Below are 19013 nucleotides of genomic sequence, written 5' to 3' on the forward strand. Positions count from 1 at the left end.
GTTTTAGTAAACACCGGGTTGCCGACAACGCTGAATCTTCCCGCCACGACATGTTAGATGGCAGGCAGTCTGAGGCGAACAGGATGGTTGTTCGAACGTTGAAGATGACGTAGAAGCATAAAAAAATCCGGAAACGGGTGAGCATTTCCGGATCCTTACACAGCCACTGAATCGGTCAACCGATCCTTAACTGATCGGCATTATTGCAATGTGCAGGCTTTTTTTATTCATTCGGTTTACCAGACGGGCATCTCATCCTGCAGGAACGGGTTATGCACGCGCTCATAACCCAGCGTCGACATTGGACCGTGCCCGGCGATAAACGTCACATCATCGCCCAGCGGCAATAACTTCTGTTTAATCGACTGAATTAACTGCCCGTGATCGCCACGCGGGAAATCACTGCGGCCTACGCCACCTTTGAAAATCACATCGCCAGAAATCAGCAAACGGGACTGGTCATCAAAGAAGACAATATGGCCTGGCGTATGACCGGGACAATGCAGTACCTGTAACGTCACATTCCCTACGCTAACCTGCTCGCCTTCGTTCAGCCAACGATCGGGGGTCAATGGCTGACACTCAGCAAGGCCAAACATGCGGCTTTGGGAAGGTAAACCCAGCAGCCAGAACTCATCTTCTTTTTCCGGACCGATAATCGGCACACCGTAGTGTTTAGCCAGTTCAGCCGCCGCACCCACATGATCGAGATGACCATGAGTCAGCAAAATCTGCATCAACGTGACGCCGCTGGCAGCGACCTCCTGCTTGATTGTCTCAGCGTCACCACCGGGATCGACAAGCGCGGCCAGTTTTGTTTGCTCACACCAGATTAATGAACAATTCTGGGAGAACGCGGTAACCGGAATAATACGATAGTTCATACTGCTCCTGTGTTTCGTTATTACCAGTGCCGTACCGGCCCGGTATCAATATGCACAAAGTTGCTTCTTGGGTAATATCCTACACCACCTGAGCGCATAGATAACGCAGCTTTGCGAACATTCGCTAACGAAACGCCTTCAATATGGAAATCCATTGCCTGCCCTTTGGTATGATAGCTTTTTTTCGCTACCCCACGGCTATGGGCGCGCAGTTCGTTGTTGGTATCCAAAGAGCGATATCCTGAAATGAGCTGCACAGGCTTGCGGGTACCCAGCAGGCCCTGAAGGCGATACAACTGATCAAATAATCCTGGGTCGATGGCTTTTACTTTATTCGCGCGGAAGTCGCGGAAAAAATGGTTTAACTTTGCTAATTCATCCTGAATATAGCCTCTGCCATCAAAGAATTCCGCTTTTAGCGACTCACCAGTATGGAGATTGTTGAGCGTCAAAATACGCGGACGTGGTGTCGAGAGGGTGGCAAATGCTGGCGTAGGCAAGATGGCCGCCGCGCCCAGCGCAACACCACCTAACGCCAGCAATCTGCGGCGATTAGCGTCAAATTTGTCCATGATAATCAGGTCTACAGGTCAATGTTTATCGTATATATGCTTAGCGCACGAAGGGCACCATAACTGGCAAAGCCTGGTACGTCAAGGCACCCTACCCCAGCAAATACGCGGCTTACAGCCATATTTACGCGTATTCACCCTAACTTACGACAACCTGTTTTCCCGAACTGCTTCATTTACCTGATTAATTGTTCGGCTTTTGACAAAATTTGTGCGCCGGATCGCGCGGTGAGATCGTAATTGTAAATATCTGTACGATACTGCGTGCGTCCATCGTCACCCACAAACGCCGTCAGATAGTACAAATTGACGGGAATGGTATGGCGAATATTCACGTAGCGCGTATCACCCTGCTTGAGGGCGTCTGAGATCCGCGTGTCGTTCCAGCCCGCATCCTGCAACAGCATATTGGCCAACTCCGAGGCTTTGTTTACGCGCACGCAGCCGGAGCTGAGCGCGCGGGTATCTTTCTGGAACAGATTATGGTTCGGCGTGTCGTGCAGATAGATTGCATCCGAGCTTGGCATATTAAATTTATAGCGCCCCAACGAGTTGTGCGCGCCAGGGGCCTGCTGGAAACGGAACGGCAGATTAGATGCCGTAATCGTTGACCAGTCCACCATCCAGGGATCAATCGTCTCTTTGCTGTTCCAGCCGCGTATTACCGTATAGTTATGCCGTTCCAGATACCCCGGATCATTCCACAGCCTGGGCAAAATGTCTTTACGCGCCAGCGTCGGCGGCACGTTCCACGGAGGATTGACCACCACGTTATTCAGTGCGCTGCTCATCATTGGCGTTTTGCGATCCGGGCGCCCGACAATGACCCGTGAAGCCAGCACTTCGCTGCCGTTCTGATAATAGACCAACGAATATGCCGGGATATTCACCATAATGCCGGTAGAGAGCGAACCTGGCAGGAGTCGCAAACGCTGGATGTTCAGTGCCAGTACGCCAGCCCGCTGAGCAGGCGAGACGTTCAGCCAGTCACGCGTCGACTTGCCAATAACGCCGTCCGCACCCAGCCCCTGAACGGCCTGAAATTGCTTAACCGCCGCGACCAGTTCACGGTCGTAAGCCGCTGGTTTATTGCTCAGGGCAACCGCTTTTTTCTCTTTTACCGGTGCCGAAGGGCTAACCACCACGTCCAGCGGTTCATCGCCAGGCAGCGCAATTTTTGGCCCGCCATCCATAATCCCCGAACGTTGAAGGATCACGCGCAAGGCAGGCACATCGCTGCTCCATTGCCCGGGGCGAAGCGTCGCGGCGCCACGCAGTTGCGGCCATGGGCGGGAATCGCCCACCAGCGTAAGCAGCGACTGATGCAGCGTCGCGTACTGCGGATGAGCAGGCGCAAGACTGGCGATAAAGCGCGGCAGGTCGCCGTTGTCCAGCGACACCTGCCACTGGTTAATAACCGACAGAGCGGGCGTCGCCATCTTGTAAGGTTTTTCGCTGTATAACCAGCGATTGCCATTGACCGGGATCCCCGCCACATAGTGCAGATACCCCATCATGGCATCAGTGAGCACCACGTCACGCGCCTGACCGGTTACGGCCGGGTCGGTCAGAAGTTTAACCCAGGTGGTGAACTGCGGCTGAAAGCCCGCGATGGCGACTTCCGCCAGTTGCTGCTGGAAAGCGCGCACCGCGTCACGGTTTTCCCACATAGGCTTCATGTCACGCGCCGCATAAAGCAGCGTGAGCTGATTGATATAGACAGGCGAGTAGCCCGAAGGTAGCCCGTTATGGAGTTGCTGGCCGACTGACTCAAGGTCAATACCTTCAGGTAAGGGCTTGATCCCGGCCATAATGGCCGTAGCCGAAGCTTGATCCAACGGCTGCGACAGCGTCGTAGGATGCGCCCCGATGATTGCCGTACTGTCAGACGGCACAACTTCAGGCTCGTCGGCCTGAGCATTAAACAGCGGAGCAAACATCACTGCCAGACACAAACTTAATGCCGACAGTTGACGACCACGATTTTTCTTTAGCAACATCCCTTGCCCCCTGTTTATTTACGGCATGCCCATAACGCTGGGGCTTTTATTTATTATAGAAAGGCAGGCACCGACTTGCCTGACCTTGTGTAAAGAAGTTTAAAGATAACCTGGAGGAAGAGAGAAGTTAAGCGGAATGCTCCGCCTTAGAGGAGGGCAGACAGGGCAGGATATATCTTATCCTGCCCTGTCTGCCAGGCTACGCCCCGCCGCATCAGGCCTTCGGGGCGCGGGCGTTAGTTAATGGTTAACGAGGTATTAACATCGTAAGCCAATAATGGACTGCCGGTATGCCATGCCACACCGTTGAAGGTGATATGCCCGGAGTAATGTCCGGACGGTAAACCCGGATTATCGCTGGCGCTATACTCTACCATCGGGTAGTTATCTAACAGGGCGCAAGTGACAGCATCGTTAAACTGGAAATTGCCGCAACCAGTGCCCCGCTGCCCTTTAAACGTGACATCGCGCGTTACCCCCTTATCATCGGTCATTGCGATCATCAGGGTAGAAGACGTCTTCGCACCACTCCAGACTAATTGCATCGGTCCCTTAAGATTGCCTGTCGGCAGGAAACCGACGGATGGCGAACTGGTGATGTTATCGCCTACATAACGTGATGTGGTGCCCGTTATCTTCCAGTCGTATTCCACAATGGCAGAAAACGTCACGCTGTTATCGGTCAGCGTCGTTTCATTTGCGGTTGCCGTCACCGTCGCCAGCCCCATCGTGTCGCCTTTCAGGGTTACGTTGGTTTTACCCGTACTGTCTGTTTTGGTTTCCGGCGCAGAAAGCGTATTCAGGTTAGTGCTCCAGGAGACGCTTTCATTTATAACTGGGTTATCGTTGGCATCATTGACCATGGCGGAATACGTCACACCCGGACCGTTTATCACCACGCGGCTGGAAGAAGGGGTCAGAAAGACCAGACGCGCCGTTTTCGCATCAGCCTCAAACAGGGTGTCACCGCCCGTCTTTTTGCCAGCGGAATTAGCGACAGGCGATGCCGTAATTTTCACGGTACCGGATTTTAGTGATGTCCCTTTAGTCGTTGCGTTGCCGTTAGCATCTGTACTGCTGCTGGCTGGCGCGAGCGTCACCCCCTCCAGGCTGGCGCTCCAGTTGAGGGGCGTGCCGGTTAGCGCGTTACCGTTCCCATCCGTCACGGTTGCCGTCCAGACGATCGCGTCTGCGCCATCGGCCACGGCGTGCTCTTTGTCTGCCGCAATCCCCGTCACCTGTGCCGTCTCCTGGTTTCCAATCACCTGCAGCGTCTGAACCTGGCTGTTGTTACCCGAGGAGGCCGTCACGTTTACCGCACCCGCTTTCAGGCTTGAAAACGAGACCGTCGCTTTACCGTCTGTACCCGTGACCGACGAGTTGACGCTAAGGCTGCCGCTGGGGTCACTGCTGCGCCAGTTCACCACCGAACCGGCAAGCGGGTGCTGCAGTGCATCCACTACCAGCGCCGTCAGATTTACGCTGTCTTTATCCGCGACGATATCTGTCGTTTTATCCGCGGTCAGGGTGGATACCTGCGCGGTACTGCTGTCCGCCGTAAAGCTCAGGCTGGGGAGAGACTGGCGCGATCCGTTTGCACTGGCCTCCACGGTGAATTTGTCCACGGATGCAGAAGTGAGCTGCACCTGCGCGACACCGCGGGAGTCCGTCGTCGTGCTGTCAGCCGTCAGCTTTCCGCTGGCCGGTGAGGCCTTCCACGCGACGTTTTCCCCGGATAACGCGTTGCCGTTTGCATCCACCAACGTTGCACTAACGGTAATGGCATTCACTCCGTTTGCCGGCGCGGTCGTTTTATCACTGCTAATGGCGGACACCTGCGCCGTTGCGGTATCGGCGATAAAGGTTATTTTATCGGCGCGTTTCGCGGTCGACTCACTGGTCTGTACCGTCACCACGACGTCACCCGCCTTCACGGAGGTGACCGTGATTTGCGACTTTCCGTCCGTGCCGCTGGTGGTCTGCGTTTCGCTCAGCGTCGCATTTTTATTGTCCGCCGCCCAGCTTACCGTCGCGCCCTGAACCGCATTCCCTTTTGCGTCCGTCACCGTCGCTTGATAGGTAATGCTGTCCGTCCCGTTCGCCAGCGCCTGTTTTTTGTTAAGCGTAATCAGGCTCACCGTCTGCGTGCTGCTATCGGCCACAAAGTCGATCGGGGCGAGTGTTTTAGCTGCTGACCCTTTCACCGCCGCACGCACGATGATCGTGCCCGTTTTTGACGATTTCAGCTCCAGCAGGGCATTACCACTGATATCCGTTAATGACGTTTTGCTACTCACCGGGGTGCTGTCTGTTTTTTCTATTGTCCAGTTAACCGTCACATTTGGCAGCGGGTGGCCGTAGCTGTCCGTCACCTGTGCCGTCAGCGTATTCGTGTCATCGTTATTTGCTATCACCTGCTGCTTTTCACTGCTGATGGCGACCACTTGCGCCGAACCCACATCGGCGTCAAAGCTCAGCGACGGTGTAACAAGAGCATTTCCGCCTTCAAGCTGTGCCGTGACGAGCGTGCTAATGACATCGATACTGGTGACCTGAATCTGTGCGATGCCGCTCTCATCGGTGCGGGTCTGTGGCGTTGAAAGCACTGCCCGGGCAGTGTCAGCAGACCAGTCGATGGTTGTCCCTTGCAGCGCTTTACCGTACTGGTCCGTCACCCGTGCCGTCAGCGTGATGGGCGCACTGCCGCTTGCCAGTGCGCTGGTTGTGGATGCCTCCAGCGCGGCTAACTGCGCTATCGTCACCGTCGCCTCTTCTTTCAACCTGGCGGTGGATAGCTTCGTGGTCCCGTCGATTAAAGGCTGGATGGTGAGCGTGTCGGGTGTGGTACCGCTGGTCAGGATCGCCGTATACACGCCTTTCCCGCTTTCGATAAAACGGTCTATCTTCGGCGCGTTGTCCGAAGTAGTGAGGGAGCCTGCCGTTTTTGCAGAGGCGAGCAGCGTGGCTGTCAGACGCGAGGCCAACCCGGTGGCGGCCTCGCCCGCGGCTGTTTTGAGCGCCACACTCACCGTGGCGGTGGATTTACCGTCTGCCGGTATCGTTGCCGGCGAAAGCGTCGTTACGGACTGCAGCGTCGTTGCATCAATACCGTTTACCGTGACGTTAATCTGTTCGGGTCTGGAAGCATTCCCTTTTTTATCCCACGCGGTGGCGTTCAGGGTATAACTGTTGACACCCTCTCCCTGCCAGAAGGGGAGCGTCATCACGAACTGCGCTGGACTGTCGCCTGCGGTAATTTTACCTCCGTGGCTAAAGAAGCTATCCCCCTGCCACTCAATGCGGTCAAGCCCATGTTTTGCCTTAACTTGCGCCGTCACCGTCTGACGGGAGCGCTCCGCCCCGGTCAGTGTTGACGCAAGCGAAAGCGAGATCAGCTCCTGCTTGCGGTATTCCAGAACGATGTTGTTATTGCGGTCGACAAGTTCCATCCGCCCTCCCTGCAGCGTGCGGCGTAGCGCCACCTGCGACGGATCGAGCTGTGCACGTAACGATACACCCGGCGTCCAGGTCAGCGCCAGATTAAGCTGGGTGTCATTTTCACCGCTCTTGCCCATTTTTTGATTCAGGCCCATGGTTACCAGCGGCACCGGCGTGTAGTTCACGCCAAGCGTGACGGCATAAGGATTTGTCTGCCTGTCATCTTCGTCATCACCGAACAGACCCACGTTGTCACCATAGTACTGCTCGTAAATAATATTCGCCCCCAACTGCGGCCAGGAGGGTAAATATCCCGTAGTGCGAAGATCAAAACCATTCGCCACGCGCTCGTCGTAATCCTCGTATTGCGATGAAGACATCCAGTCACTCAGGCGAAAATAGCCATTAGTAGAAAGCTTTAGATAATCCCATCCCATTTCAGCGCCCAGCCCGAGGCGCTGATGTTGATTACCAGAAACCTGTTGGTCATAGAAGACATTCGAGCCCCACATCCATTTGTCGTTGAAATGACGATAACCCAACCCGCCATTTACGCTATTACGGTCGTTATGGCGGCGGCCGCCAAACTGGGTAAAGACAAGGTTTTCTTTTTCGTTATATAACGGGACCAGCAGGTCAAGATCGGCGTCGCTCAGGCTGAATTTTTCGTCAGTCAGAATATTGACCCTGGCGGTGCCAAACTGGCTCAGCCACGCCTGAACGCTGGAAGCGGCCTTACCTGTAGCAGCAGACACGACCGCACTGCCCAGGGCATCTGAAGCGTTATCTCCACTGAGCAACGCGCCCGCCTGAATAGCCGCCTGTGCCATACTGTCTGCGTTTTGCTCTTCCTTTTGCGCAGGTTTCTTATCCGCTGAAGCGGCTATCTCCTGCGCATTCGCCGTTAATACCGGCGAGAAATATAATAAGAATGATGGAGGGAGAAACTGCAATACGATTTGTACGCAGGCAAATAACGTCCTTGTTTTTAGATTCATAAATTATGTTCGTTTGTAAGGGATTGTTAAGAACCCTGCATTATAATCACCTTTTACTTTGCCTCAAGACGTCCCCCCTACGTAAATATCACTTTATATTCTATATAGATAAATATATTCCCTGCCTAAATAATACAACCGCTAACGCCGTCATTTCTCCACAAACTCATTATTCATAATTATTAATTCTTTTTATATATGCGATTATTTGACGTTATTATGTTTCATAAATATTCATTTAAGTATTTCTAACTTTTAAAAGAGGGCAAAAAAAACGCAGCACATACTGGCTGCGTTTTGTCTTTCGGCAACATCTTAAGAGGCGTCAGCCGCATCCGGCAACGATTCCGGCGGCTGCGGGGCAAAACCACGCAGTCCCACCACATGAACGTGCTCGCTGTTCTGGAAGACCTTACGTACCAGTTTGTAAGTGGTACCTTTCTCCGGGCTGATGTTTTCCGGTGCCGCAATGATGAGCTGCATATCAAGACGATCGCAAAGCTCAAACAGCGTGGCGATAGAGCGGGCATCAAGACGTGCGGCTTCATCCAGGAACAACAGCCGGCATGGAGAGATATCTTTGCCGCGCAGACGACGCGCTTCGTCTTCCCAGCTCTGCACCACCATCACCAGAATCGACATACCGGTACCGATAGCTTCACCGGTAGAGAGCGCACCGGATTCCGCACGCAGCCAGCCGTCGGAGCCACGGTTAACCTCAACTTCCATTTCCAGATAGTTACGGTAATCCAGCAGCTCTTCACCAATGGTTTGCGGCGTACGTTGTCCCATATCAATCTGTGGATTCAGGCGCTGGTACAGTTTTGCCAGCGCTTCGGAGAAGGTCAGGCGGTTGCTGTTAAACAGATCCTGATGCTGTTCATGCTGTTCGGACAACACATCCAGCAGCGTGGAGTGAGCTTCCCGTACGTTCACGTTCAGACGCACGCTATTGACCTGGCCAAACGACACGCTCTGCAGCCCCTGGTTCAACTGACGAATACGATTCTGTTCGCGCTGAATGGTTTTGCGAATAATATTCGCCACGCTGCGGGAGCTTATTGCCAGCTTCTGCTCACGTGAGGTCAGCTCCTCCGTCAGACGGCCCAGTTCGATCTCCATCTGCTCGATGGCTTCAACCGGATCGTCGGTACGGATAATATCCTGGCGGATACGCTCGCGCAGGTGCTGATAAACGGCCACAAAGAACTGAATTTTACGTTCAGGACGCTTAGGATCTTCCGACATGCGTAACACGTCGCGCAGGTGTTCGTTATCGGCCACCGCCAGACGTAGCGCACCCAACGCCTTATCCGACATGGAGCGCAGTTCATCGCCGGAAAGATACGCCAGCTCGCGACGGTGCAGACGACGTTCAACGTTATTGTCTTTCACCATGCGCATCACGGCGCACCAGCCCGCCTTCGCGGTCACAACCTGCTCGCGCATTTCGTGATAATCGCGCTCCAGCTTGCGCAGGCGACGGGTCAGGTTATCCATTTCGGCTTCACTGAAGGTGAGCGCTTTCTCCAGCTGATTGCGACGCGCGCGATTGTTGCTAAGCTGGCTGTGAAGCTCATCGCGACGAATACGCGCCCGCTCTTCGGCACCGCTGTCGGCACGCACGCCAATATCCTGCAGTTCTTTATGCAGATCGTTTAGCAGTTCTTTCTTGGTGTCGTAGGAGCTTTTTAGCGAGGCCATGACCTGGCTGTACTGGCTCAACTGAGCCGCATGGCTACGCATCGCTTCACGGGCCCGCGTACGTTCTACTTCAGCCTGTTCAAGACGCTGGCGCAGCTTCTCGTTCAGATCGCTATTGCCGCTCAACATTTCCGCTGAGTCAGAGTAGCCAAAATGGGCGCGACGCTGTACGACTTCCGTCAGAGCAAACGCCTGCTGACGCGCCTCGCGCTGAACCTGCTGTGACCAGGCATAATCTTCTTTTAACTGCTCGAACTGTTCCGGATCGCTCTGAAGTACAGCGACAACCGGCTCCAGCTTCGCCAGTTGATTTCCATGCTGTTGGACAAAGCGCGCCGCTTCCTGGGCTTCATCCAGACGTTCCTGAATTTCATCGACGCGATCAGCCAGCGTATCATCCGCCAGCAAATTCAGGCGCGGCAGAATACGGTTAAGGGCCGCGACGCCCTCTTTCGCCTGTTCGAACCGGACGCGGCTCTGCTGGTTATCATTTTCATGATTAGCAATCGCACGTTCCAGTTCGCCACGACGGGTGTTGAGCTTGCGAATTTCGGCTTCAGGATCGGCGTCGAAGGCCACCGCCAGATGGCTGCCAATAAAGCGGCTAAAGGCCTGGTGCAGACGCTGCGTTTTCTGCACGTCAAACGACAGCGTGGCAAAACGTTCAGACAATATTTCGCGCTCGGCATGCAGGCTTTCGATACGGTTTTCGCGCGCGGCGCGGCCAAACAGCGGCAGTTCCGGGAAACGCGAATAACGCCACTGGCGGTCAGCGATTTTCACCACCACAGCTTTTTCCAGTTCATCCACGCTGAACACGCTGTCATCGAATGACTGTGGATCCCCTTCGATCAGATAGAGATCTTCAGGACACTCTTCCAGCCCGGCAAGCTGTTCAGAGATGAGCGACAGGTCTGGCACCACAATCGCATTACGCGACGGGCCATACAGCGCCGAGAAGTACGGCGCGTCATCCAGACCCACATCGTCATAAATTTCGGAGAGCAGCACGCCGCCAAAACGCTCCGCCAACGTGTTGAGACGCGCATCTTCCGCGCCGCCCGGCTGGCTTAAGCGCTCAATTTCTTCGTCAACGTCGCGCTTACGTGCACCCACTTCGTCACGCTCAACAATCGCTTCGCGCTCGCGTTCGAGCAATTGCTGCAGGTATTCTGTCACGTCCTGGCTGGATTCAAACTCTGCGCCACACTGCTCGCTGAGCTGGTTCAGGCTGCTTTGCGCGGCAAGCCATACTGGGGCACGCTGTAGCAACGTTTGCGAGCGGGATTGTAGCTGCTCCATCTCCTGGCGCAACGTCATGCGCTGTTCGCTGGCGTTGGAAACGGTGTCAGAAAGCGCCGCGATACGCGCTTCAAGCTCCTGATGCAGAGCCTCAAGATCGTCAATGGCGTAATTTTTACCCTGGCGCTTGCAGAAATCCGCCAGCAAACGTTCGGCTTCCTGCTGCTCGCGCAGACGCTGTTCCAGCTCGTTCAAACGCATCCGCAGCGGCTGAACCTGGCCGGCCAGATGGCGCTGGTTTACGCCGTCACGCAGTAACTCACGGGCGACATCCCATGCTTCATTACGCGCAAGCGGGCCGTTGATGGCTACAACCAGTTGATAAGCTTGCTCAAACTGGCTGTGTGCCGATTGCGCCACGCTCATTTTTTGGTCAAGCGACAGCAGTTTTTCGGTAGCTTCCTGCTCTTTATCCTGGAAGGTATCCAGCCATTCTTCAGCGCTTTCTGCCGTTAAGTCAGGGAGATGGCACAGTTCTTTTGCGCGCTGTAATGCCTGCAAAGCCTGATTGTACTGAATCGCGCGCGTCTGCTGCACGTCCAGCGCCTGCTGGTAATCGGCAAGCTGGCTTTTCAGCTCATCCACTTCCAGCTCGGCGGCTTCGGCACGGGCTTCGTTCTCTTCCTGCACGTCGGCCGCTTCGGCCACCACTTCATTTTGCTCTTCGAGACGGATTTGCAGCTCATTGAGATCCGCGTCGTAGCGTTCGATTTTTTCCTGCTGACGCAGTGCCGTTTGCACCAGGTTCAGGTGATCGCTGGCCGCCTGGTAATCGGCTTCCAGATCCCCTTCTGCACCGTTGTGCTCGCCCAGCTCACGGGACATTTCAACGTGCTTATACTGCTCGGCTACCAGCTGCTTGCGGGAGGTCAACAGCTCGCGGCGATACGCTAACGCCTGGTCAAGATGCACGCGGCGCTCGTTGGCGTGGCGCATATAGTCCGCCGCCACGTAGTTAGTGGCTTCGCTGATCAGGTGTTTAAACAGATCGCGGTCAGACTGGGTCACGCGAATCGCTTCCAGCGTCATGCGGTTTTCACGCAGCGCGGCTTCCATGTCCTGGAAGGCCTTACGCACGCCGCTGTTTTCCGGCAGCAGGTAGTCGCGCAGGGAGCGGGTGATGGCGCTGGAGATACCGCCGTACAGGGAGGCTTCAATCAGACGGTAGTATTTACTGCGGTCAGACGCGGTGCGCAGGCGACGGGCCACCACGCCCAGATCGAACATCAGAGAGTGGTAGTCGGTAATCGAGTTGAACAGCTTAAACTGCACGCCTTCGATGGCTTCGAGCTTGTCTTTCAGCTCCTGCAGCGTCAGCACGCGCGCCTGACGATCGTTGAGAGTTTCTGTCAGCAGCGCCGTCGGCTGCATAGAAGTCGGCAGGCCCTGGATGGCAAAGGGTTTAATATCGACTTTACGGTCGCGACCGGCGACCTGCTGCAGACGGACACCCACCACCACGCGCTGATGCCGGGAGTTGATCACATCCAGCACCGAATAACAGACGCCCGCTTTCAGCTTTCCGTGCAGGCCTTTATCACGAGAGCCGCTCGTCGCGCCCGCTTCGGTAGTGTTACGGAAGTGCAGCAGCGTTAAATCGGGGATCAGCGCCGTCACGAATGCCGCCATGGTGGTGGATTTACCCGCCCCGTTACCGCCGGAGAGCGTCGTCACCAGCTCATCCAGATCGAAGGTGCGGGCAAAAAAGCCGTTCCAGTTGATAAGCGTTAGTGAGCGAAATTTACCGCGTTCAATCATTACTCTTCCTCCCCGCTATCCGGCTGACTCTCTTCATGCTCATCATTAAGCTGCAAATGATTTTCCACCGGCATCGCTTCACCGTCGCGGATCATACGCAACTGCGCTTCACGCGCGTCGTCGCCCGTACGGACATCGGCACCGAAGCGGAAGACAGACTCGGTAATGCGGAATTTGCTGCTGTCGTGGCCCATAAACCAGACCATCCCCAGGCGACGCAGACGGTTCAGGGAAGAGCGAACTTTTTCCTGCAATTTCTGACGATCGAGATCTGAACCGGTTGAACGGTTGTTCACCAGCTTGAGCAGCTTGCTCTCATCCGCGAGGGCTAACAGTTCGTCGTACAGTTCCTGCTGGGTGAAAATGCCTTCATTCGCCAGTCGTTCCGGGCTGAGATAGAGGTAGCAGAGAATTTTGCCAACCATCATATCCAGCTCGGAAAGCACGGAACGCGGGATGAGCGTCGTGGAGCGCGGGCGCAGGTAGAAGAACCCTTCCGGCGCGCGAATGAGCTCAACGTTATAGCGTGCGTAAAACTCTTCCAGGTACTCCTGGAAATCCATCAAAAAGGCGTGATTATCCAGCTCGTCAAGGCCAATGTGACGACCAGCACGTAACTGGCTGTCCAGCGCCGGAAATAACGGATTCGCCAGCGCCTGTGCCAGCTTAAGTGGCATCACTTGTTCAATATTTGTCAATGACATGCGCCTGTACCTTGGCTCCGTAATCGTTAATCGGCTGCCACTTCGGCGGCAGCCCGGTGAAATCTGCTTGCGCGACGCCCAGGCGCACCGCCTGGTCTACAACAATGCGGGCGATATCGAAGTGGCGCGCGCGAGGATATTGCGCCAGATACTCGCGCACCACCAGCCCAAGATCCAGCGGGACTTGTCTGGTTTTATAGACAGCGAGCTGTTCTTCGATCATCGCTGCAAGTTGCTCGCGAATTTCGTTGAATTCTTCAAATTCCAGATCCGGTGGCAGTTCACCTGTCACCTCTTCATCACGTAGCGCCATCTCTTCGTCACGCATATCCAGCAGACGATCAGCGCTGGCATAGGTCAGCGCCCAGGGCGCATCGAAATAGGTTTGTACTGACTGGCGTAAACGCTGGGCAAAGACGCGGTTTTTATCCATATCAATCGCGGTACGGATAAATTTGTGCACGTGACGGTCATAGCCGATCCACAGGTCGATGGACTGCTGGCCCCAGCTAATAATGCGGTCGAGTTTGCTCTGCAGGTCGAAGACCAGACGGTCGACAAAATGGAGATCGTCATGGGCTAAGGTCGCATCCTGGATGCGCAGCAGGTTGGCCTGCAGCTTGTCTCCCGCCGCCTCCAGCGTATCCTGCAGTTCACGCAGGGTGCCGGAGGTTTCCGAGAGCAAGAGCTCGCAGCTGGAAATGGCCGCACGCCAGTCTTTATTCAGCAACTGGGCGATATCGTCCTTTACCTGCTGCTGCTGTTCGTCCATCAGACGCTGGGTCAGATCGATACTGTCGAAGATCTCCGCAACCGAGTATTTCAGCGGGGCGTAAACGTTGCGATGCCAGTGGAACTCATCCCCGTTTTCGTCTGCGGCATCTGCCGCACGCTTTAGCTCGCCGGCGACAATCGAGAGCTGCATAGAAAGACGCAGCGTGGAAAACTCGCGCTGGCGGATATAGTAATCGGTAATGCCGATGCCCAGCGGCGTCAAACGATAGATGGCGTTTCCTTCGGCCTGCTCGCTGGTAAAGCGGTTCAGCAGACGTTGACGCACCATATCGTTGATTGCGTTGTTGGCACGCACGCTAATGGTTTCGCTGGTTTGCTCAAACGCATCACTGACGTGGCGGAACGCATCCACCAGTTCGCCCTCGCTCATTTCACCATCAAGCCGCTCGCCGTTCAGCGTGGCAACCGCCAGCAGGAAAGAGAGTCTGTCTACCGGCAGCGAGATGGAGAAATCGTTTTTCCTGGCCCAGGCAACCAGTTCGGGGACTGTCTGGGAAAATTCACTCATAGATTATCCTTGCATCTGCGGCTTGCGCGCGGTGACGTGAATATAGCGGCCAAGGCTAAGATAAGGCTCCTGGCGGCAATACCGCGTTTCTATTTCGGTTAAGGCGTCTAAACAGTCATGCTGTTTTTGTTTCTCACGCAGATAATCATGGAACACCCTCACGCCTGTTTTACCGGTAATTTCCCAGCCGATCTCTTCCAGCCAGCCATATACCTGCTGCGGTTCACGCGGGAAATCCGGCGACAGCGTGCGCCGTTTCTTTTTATACATCCCTTGCTGCACATAGCCGAAGTTACCCACCAGCACGTTACGCATTAACAGACCGTTTGCATTGTAGAACATCAGCGATAACGCGCCGCCTGGGCGCAGCATTGACCACAGCGTTTTTAACATAGCTTGTGGTTCGGCGACCCATTCGAGTACAGCATGGAACAATATCAGATCAACCTGTGATTCCAAATGCTGCGCAATGTTCTGAGCGGCGCAATGTATAAAATGCATGTTGTCGCTCACACCTTTCTCTTCCGCCGCATGTTCGGCTCGCGCCACCATCTCAGCCGACAGATCGCAAAGGGTGACGTGGTGGCCGCGTTGCGCCATCAGAATAGCGGTCTGACCTTCCCCACCACCGGCGTCCAGCACGCGCAATTTCTGGCCCGCGTAGTCGGCAAGCAGTTTGTCCAGATCCTGCCAGAGGATCGTCTGACGGAGCTGGCCTTTGGTGGTGCCATAAATGTTGCGCGAAAACTTTTCCGCGATGTCATCAAAATTGCGATCCCGCATTGGGAAGGTTCCACTCGCTCACAGCAAAACCGCTATTTTGTCACACCCGCGCGGAGAATGAACCTCTCTGGTGTAATATCACGGGTAAACACCTGCTGTATGGTTAAAAAAGGAACCAAAAAGGATGCTTTTTACCCTGAAGAAATATATTGGCGGCATGATGCTTCCCCTCCCCCTGTTGCTACTGCTTATCGCACTGGGCCTGGTGCTGGTGTGGTTCAGCCGTTTTCAGAAAAGTGGCAAATCGCTCATCACCCTCGGCTGGCTGGCGCTGCTGTTACTGAGCCTGCAACCGGTCGCCGATGGTCTGTTACGGCCGATAGAACATAACTACCCGACGTGGCAGGGAAAGCAAAAGGTGGAATACATTGTGGTATTGGGCGGCGGATATACCTGGGATCCAGACTGGGCCCCCAGTTCCAACCTGATTAACAATAGTCTGCCGCGGCTGAACGAGGGTATTCGCCTGTGGCTCGCCAACCCGGGCTCGAAAATGGTCTTCACCGGTGGTGCCGCGAAAACCAACCCGGTCAGTACCGCTGAAGCGGGGGCAAGAGTGGCAGAATCGCTTGGCGTTCCGCGCTCGTCGATCGTGACGCTGGATAGCCCAAAAGATACCGAGGAAGAGGCGGCAGCAGTGAAAGAGGCAATCGGCGATGCTCCCTTCTTGCTGGTCACGTCCGCCTCTCACCTGCCGAGAGCGATGATTTTCTTTAAGAAGCAAGGATTGCACCCGCTGCCCGCGCCGGCCAACCAGTTGGCCATCGACGCCCCGCTCAACCCGTGGGAGCGGACCATCCCCTCTCCGGTATGGTTGATGCACAGCGATCGTGTGGGTTACGAAACGCTCGGACGTCTCTGGCAGTGGCTGAAAGGATCGTCAGGCGAGCCAGGGCAGGAGTGATTTTGTCGCGAGGTCGAAGTTAGCGCGATTAAAACGTCCGGTATTGACCAGTTGCGCCACTTCATCCCAAAGCAGATAAAGCCAGCGCCGCCAGAGAAACGCCTCCGCGACCGGCGCACGCTGTAGGTAATGCCACAGCAAACCTTCCGCAGCGCCGCTGTCGCTCAGCCTGAACAGTTCGTACTCACGCGGCGCCCAGAGCGTGATGCCCGGCCCGAGCATCGCTAGCAGTTGATCGCTGCGGGGGTCTTTTAACATACTGCGCAAGGTAAAATTGCCGTGTATCAGCACGCAGTTGTCGTTAAAACCGTCAAACAAGGCGGGCAAACATTCCCGGGTGCGGAACAGGATTCGTTTATCCTGCATGCTTAACCCGGTCTTGTTGAACTGGTTAAGGGTTCCCCACAGCACTTCGACTCGCTGGCGATACCATAGCGGCCACAGATTTTCCTGGGTACTGTCGACCGTTCCAACAAGGCCACGGCTATCCTGTCGGTGCCAGGCCAAAAGCGCCTCAACAATCTGATCTTTAAGCTGATCCCAGCGTTCTGGCGTACGCGTCGGGGCTTCAACCGAGACGCCGCGCAATCGCTCAATCAGCAGCACATCCGGTCCGGGATGTTCCTCATGGGTCATTACGCCGTAGACCGTCGGCATGCGAACTGTTCCTTCCCGTGCCAGCATCGAAATTTTCCAGGCAAGCTGGCTGGCGATACCCGGCGAGGTAAAACTTCTGGCCATCAGCGGCATTGGGTTTCCCTGACTGTCGTACAACGACCAAAGTGCGGTATCTGCCTTTTCATGCACACATTCGACCCGGCTTAACGTCTCACCAAGCAGATGGCTAAGTTCAGCACGCAACTGTTCCATATGAGATTACCCCCAATAAAACTCCTGCTTTCATAATGAGCGTGCGGCCAGCAGATGTCACCCGGATGAGATCAATTATGGAAACGAAAAAGGAAAAATAACCAGACGGGAGAGCACCCCCCCGAACGGAGGGATGGGGTCAGCGTTATCGCAGTTCTGCGCGGACGCGTTCGAGGTCTTCAGGGGTATCCACGCCCGTGCCAGGCACTTGTTCGGCGACCGCAACGTGAATTTTTTCGCCGTACCAGAGCACGCGGAGTTGCTCCAGCATTTCACTGTGCTCAAGCGGGCTCGGCGCCCAGGTAACGTAACGGCGAATGAAACCCGCCCGATAACCATAAATTCCCAAATGACGCAGGAAGGTATCGCCAATGGACTCCTTAGACGCTGCAAAGCGATCGCGATCCCAGGGAATAGTCGCGCGGGAAAAATAGAGCGCATAGCCTTGCGCATCCATCACCACCTTCACCGCATTTGGGTTAAACGCCTCTTCTGCATGGTGAATGGGAACCGCGAGCGTTGCCATCCCGACGTCTCGCTGGGCCAGATTTTCCGCCACCTGGCGAATAATGACCGCCGGGATCATCGGCTCATCGCCCTGCACGTTAACGATGACGGTATCATCGCTGAAGCCACATTTTCCGACCACTTCAGCCAGACGCTCGGTACCGGACTGGTGATCGGCGCGGGTCATGCACACTTCCCCTCCCGCCGCTTCAACGGCGCGCGCAACGTCCGGATAATCGGTGGCCACAATCACCCGGTCAGCTCCAGATTCCCGCGCACGTTCAAGAACATGCACAATCATCGGTTTGCCGTTGATATCCACAAGGGGTTTACCCGGCAGGCGCGTCGAGGCATACCGTGCCGGGATAATGACAACAAAACTCATGGTTTGCTCTCTTCTTCCGCCAGGGAACGGGCCTCGGTTTCCAGCAAAACCGGTATGCCGTCACGCAGGGGGAAAGCCAGGCTGTCCAGCTTGCAAATGAGCGCTTGTTTATCCTGGCTGTAGTAGAGTTTGCCGTTGCACACCGGGCAGGCAATAATTTCGAGTAAACGGTGATCCATAGTTCCTCCGTAGGGGTAATCGTTACAGCTTAACACATTCCTTTTTCAGGGCGTGCCTGTTTCCCAACCACTTCGACAGGCGTGAAACAGCCCATCGGGCGCACGCCCAGGCGTAACCCTGTAAGCCCCCTGCCAGCGCGCAAACTCGCTAATGGCGCAGGTTAGCCCCTTTTCCAGGGTAGCCGTTACCTTCACGCCGTCCTCAAGATAAAGTGACATAATCTCAAGCGTGCTGGTTTTGCGATGCATTTTGGCGTCCATGCGTCCGACCAGTTGCCCTCTATACAATAACGGTAAAACAAAGTAACCGTACTGCCGCTTGGGCGCAGGGGTGTAGCACTCCAGCCGATAGCTAAAATCAAACAACTGCTCAGCCCGTTTTCTGTCCCAGACCAGCGGATCGAAGGGAGACAGCACGGCGCTGTGGCTAGCCTTAAGTTGACCTTCCAGAGCCAGCGGCAAGCGCGAAAGTAAATCCGTATGCAGCCACATTTCCCCCAGCTTTTCTACCCTAACGGGTGTGACTCGCTGCTGGTGCTGCCACCTCTCAAGCAAGGGTTTCAACGCAGGCTGACGCAGGCGGTAATAATCAGCCAGCCACTGCGGACGAAAAATCCCCAGACTCCGGGCGCTGTTTTCCAGCATGATGGCTACAGCTGATGCCTGCGAGAGCAGATCCCGTCGATCGTCCCAATGGGGCATAATGCGCTGGATAGTTGAAA

Annotated in this window: 12 protein-coding genes and 1 pseudogene; 1 reads left to right on the plus strand and 12 read right to left on the minus strand. The window is 55.2% G+C overall.

Annotated elements, in window-relative coordinates; genetic code table 11:
- Window positions 1–236: 236 nt before the first annotated feature.
- The 8 genes from NL510_RS14960 to cmoM all read right to left on the minus strand — a co-directional run bounded on the left by NL510_RS14960 (window position 237) and on the right by cmoM (window position 15446).
- Window positions 237–884 carry an MBL fold metallo-hydrolase gene (locus NL510_RS14960; RefSeq protein ID WP_253377917.1) on the minus strand — a complete coding sequence of 216 codons (648 nt, stop codon included), beginning with the start codon at window positions 882–884 and terminating at the stop codon, window positions 237–239.
- 20 nt (window positions 885–904) lie between these two features.
- Complete coding sequence (gene mepK, locus NL510_RS14965; protein WP_253377918.1) at window positions 905–1456, minus strand: peptidoglycan L,D-endopeptidase MepK; 552 nt, start codon at window positions 1454–1456, stop codon at window positions 905–907.
- A gap of 176 nt (window positions 1457–1632) precedes the next feature.
- Complete coding sequence (gene ldtD, locus NL510_RS14970; protein WP_253377919.1) at window positions 1633–3456, minus strand: L,D-transpeptidase; 1824 nt, start codon at window positions 3454–3456, stop codon at window positions 1633–1635.
- 236 nt (window positions 3457–3692) lie between these two features.
- Window positions 3693–7892: an Ig-like domain-containing protein gene (locus NL510_RS14975; RefSeq protein ID WP_253377920.1), complete on the minus strand. Its 4200-nt coding sequence runs from the start codon at window positions 7890–7892 to the stop codon at window positions 3693–3695.
- A gap of 315 nt (window positions 7893–8207) precedes the next feature.
- Complete coding sequence (gene mukB, locus NL510_RS14980) at window positions 8208–12656, minus strand: chromosome partition protein MukB (protein ID WP_253377921.1); 4449 nt, start codon at window positions 12654–12656, stop codon at window positions 8208–8210.
- Window positions 12656–13360: a chromosome partition protein MukE gene (mukE, locus tag NL510_RS14985; protein ID WP_253377922.1), complete on the minus strand. Its 705-nt coding sequence runs from the start codon at window positions 13358–13360 to the stop codon at window positions 12656–12658. Before mukE ends, mukB begins: the two co-directional genes overlap by 1 nt.
- Window positions 13341–14663, minus strand: a complete 1323-nt coding sequence (gene mukF / locus NL510_RS14990) for a chromosome partition protein MukF (protein ID WP_253377923.1) — start codon at window positions 14661–14663, stop codon at window positions 13341–13343. Before mukF ends, mukE begins: the two co-directional genes overlap by 20 nt.
- A 3-nt stretch (window positions 14664–14666) precedes the next feature.
- Complete coding sequence (cmoM, locus tag NL510_RS14995) at window positions 14667–15446, minus strand: tRNA uridine 5-oxyacetic acid(34) methyltransferase CmoM (RefSeq protein ID WP_253377924.1); 780 nt, start codon at window positions 15444–15446, stop codon at window positions 14667–14669.
- Between the two features lie 124 nt (window positions 15447–15570).
- Here cmoM and elyC point away from each other — a divergent pair, with 124 nt between their 5' ends.
- A complete protein-coding gene (elyC, locus tag NL510_RS15000) occupies window positions 15571–16350 on the plus strand; it encodes an envelope biogenesis factor ElyC (RefSeq protein WP_253377925.1) in 780 nt (259 codons plus the stop codon).
- Here the strand turns inward: elyC and NL510_RS15005 are convergent.
- The 4 genes and pseudogenes from NL510_RS15005 to NL510_RS15020 all read right to left on the minus strand — a co-directional run.
- Window positions 16327–17220 carry a YcbJ family phosphotransferase gene (locus NL510_RS15005; protein ID WP_253377926.1) on the minus strand — a complete coding sequence of 298 codons (894 nt, stop codon included), beginning with the start codon at window positions 17218–17220 and terminating at the stop codon, window positions 16327–16329. The two genes, elyC and NL510_RS15005, sit on opposite strands and share 24 nt — an antisense overlap.
- A gap of 145 nt (window positions 17221–17365) precedes the next feature.
- Entirely contained in the window at window positions 17366–18112 is a 747-nt protein-coding gene (kdsB, locus tag NL510_RS15010; RefSeq protein ID WP_253377927.1) for a 3-deoxy-manno-octulosonate cytidylyltransferase, read from the minus strand.
- Window positions 18109–18291, minus strand: a complete 183-nt coding sequence (gene ycaR / locus NL510_RS15015; RefSeq protein ID WP_253377928.1) for a protein YcaR — start codon at window positions 18289–18291, stop codon at window positions 18109–18111. Before ycaR ends, kdsB begins: the two co-directional genes overlap by 4 nt.
- 45 nt (window positions 18292–18336) lie before the next feature.
- Window positions 18337–18999, minus strand: a pseudogene (locus NL510_RS15020) (DNA glycosylase AlkZ-like family protein); the annotation flags it as partial.
- Between the last annotated feature and the right edge of the window lie 14 nt (window positions 19000–19013).

Origin of the sequence: unidentified bacterial endosymbiont (assembly GCF_918797525.1) — a bacterium.
Taxonomy (GTDB): domain Bacteria; phylum Pseudomonadota; class Gammaproteobacteria; order Enterobacterales; family Enterobacteriaceae; genus Enterobacter.

Bases quoted from the DNA above. Each gene is read 5' to 3' on its own strand.
- NL510_RS14960 (WP_253377917.1), bottom strand. From the start codon at position 884: ATGAACTATCGTATTATTCCGGTTACCGCGTTCTCCCAGAATTGTTCA.
- mepK (WP_253377918.1), bottom strand. From the start codon at position 1,456: ATGGACAAATTTGACGCTAATCGCCGCAGATTGCTGGCGTTAGGTGGT.
- ldtD (WP_253377919.1), bottom strand. From the start codon at position 3,456: ATGTTGCTAAAGAAAAATCGTGGTCGTCAACTGTCGGCATTAAGTTTG.
- NL510_RS14975 (WP_253377920.1), bottom strand. From the start codon at position 7,892: ATGAATCTAAAAACAAGGACGTTATTTGCCTGCGTACAAATCGTATTG.
- mukB (WP_253377921.1), bottom strand. From the start codon at position 12,656: ATGATTGAACGCGGTAAATTTCGCTCACTAACGCTTATCAACTGGAAC.
- mukE (WP_253377922.1), bottom strand. From the start codon at position 13,360: ATGTCATTGACAAATATTGAACAAGTGATGCCACTTAAGCTGGCACAG.
- mukF (WP_253377923.1), bottom strand. From the start codon at position 14,663: ATGAGTGAATTTTCCCAGACAGTCCCCGAACTGGTTGCCTGGGCCAGG.
- cmoM (WP_253377924.1), bottom strand. From the start codon at position 15,446: ATGCGGGATCGCAATTTTGATGACATCGCGGAAAAGTTTTCGCGCAAC.
- elyC (WP_253377925.1), top strand. From the start codon at position 15,571: ATGCTTTTTACCCTGAAGAAATATATTGGCGGCATGATGCTTCCCCTC.
- NL510_RS15005 (WP_253377926.1), bottom strand. From the start codon at position 17,220: ATGGAACAGTTGCGTGCTGAACTTAGCCATCTGCTTGGTGAGACGTTA.
- kdsB (WP_253377927.1), bottom strand. From the start codon at position 18,112: ATGAGTTTTGTTGTCATTATCCCGGCACGGTATGCCTCGACGCGCCTG.
- ycaR (WP_253377928.1), bottom strand. From the start codon at position 18,291: ATGGATCACCGTTTACTCGAAATTATTGCCTGCCCGGTGTGCAACGGC.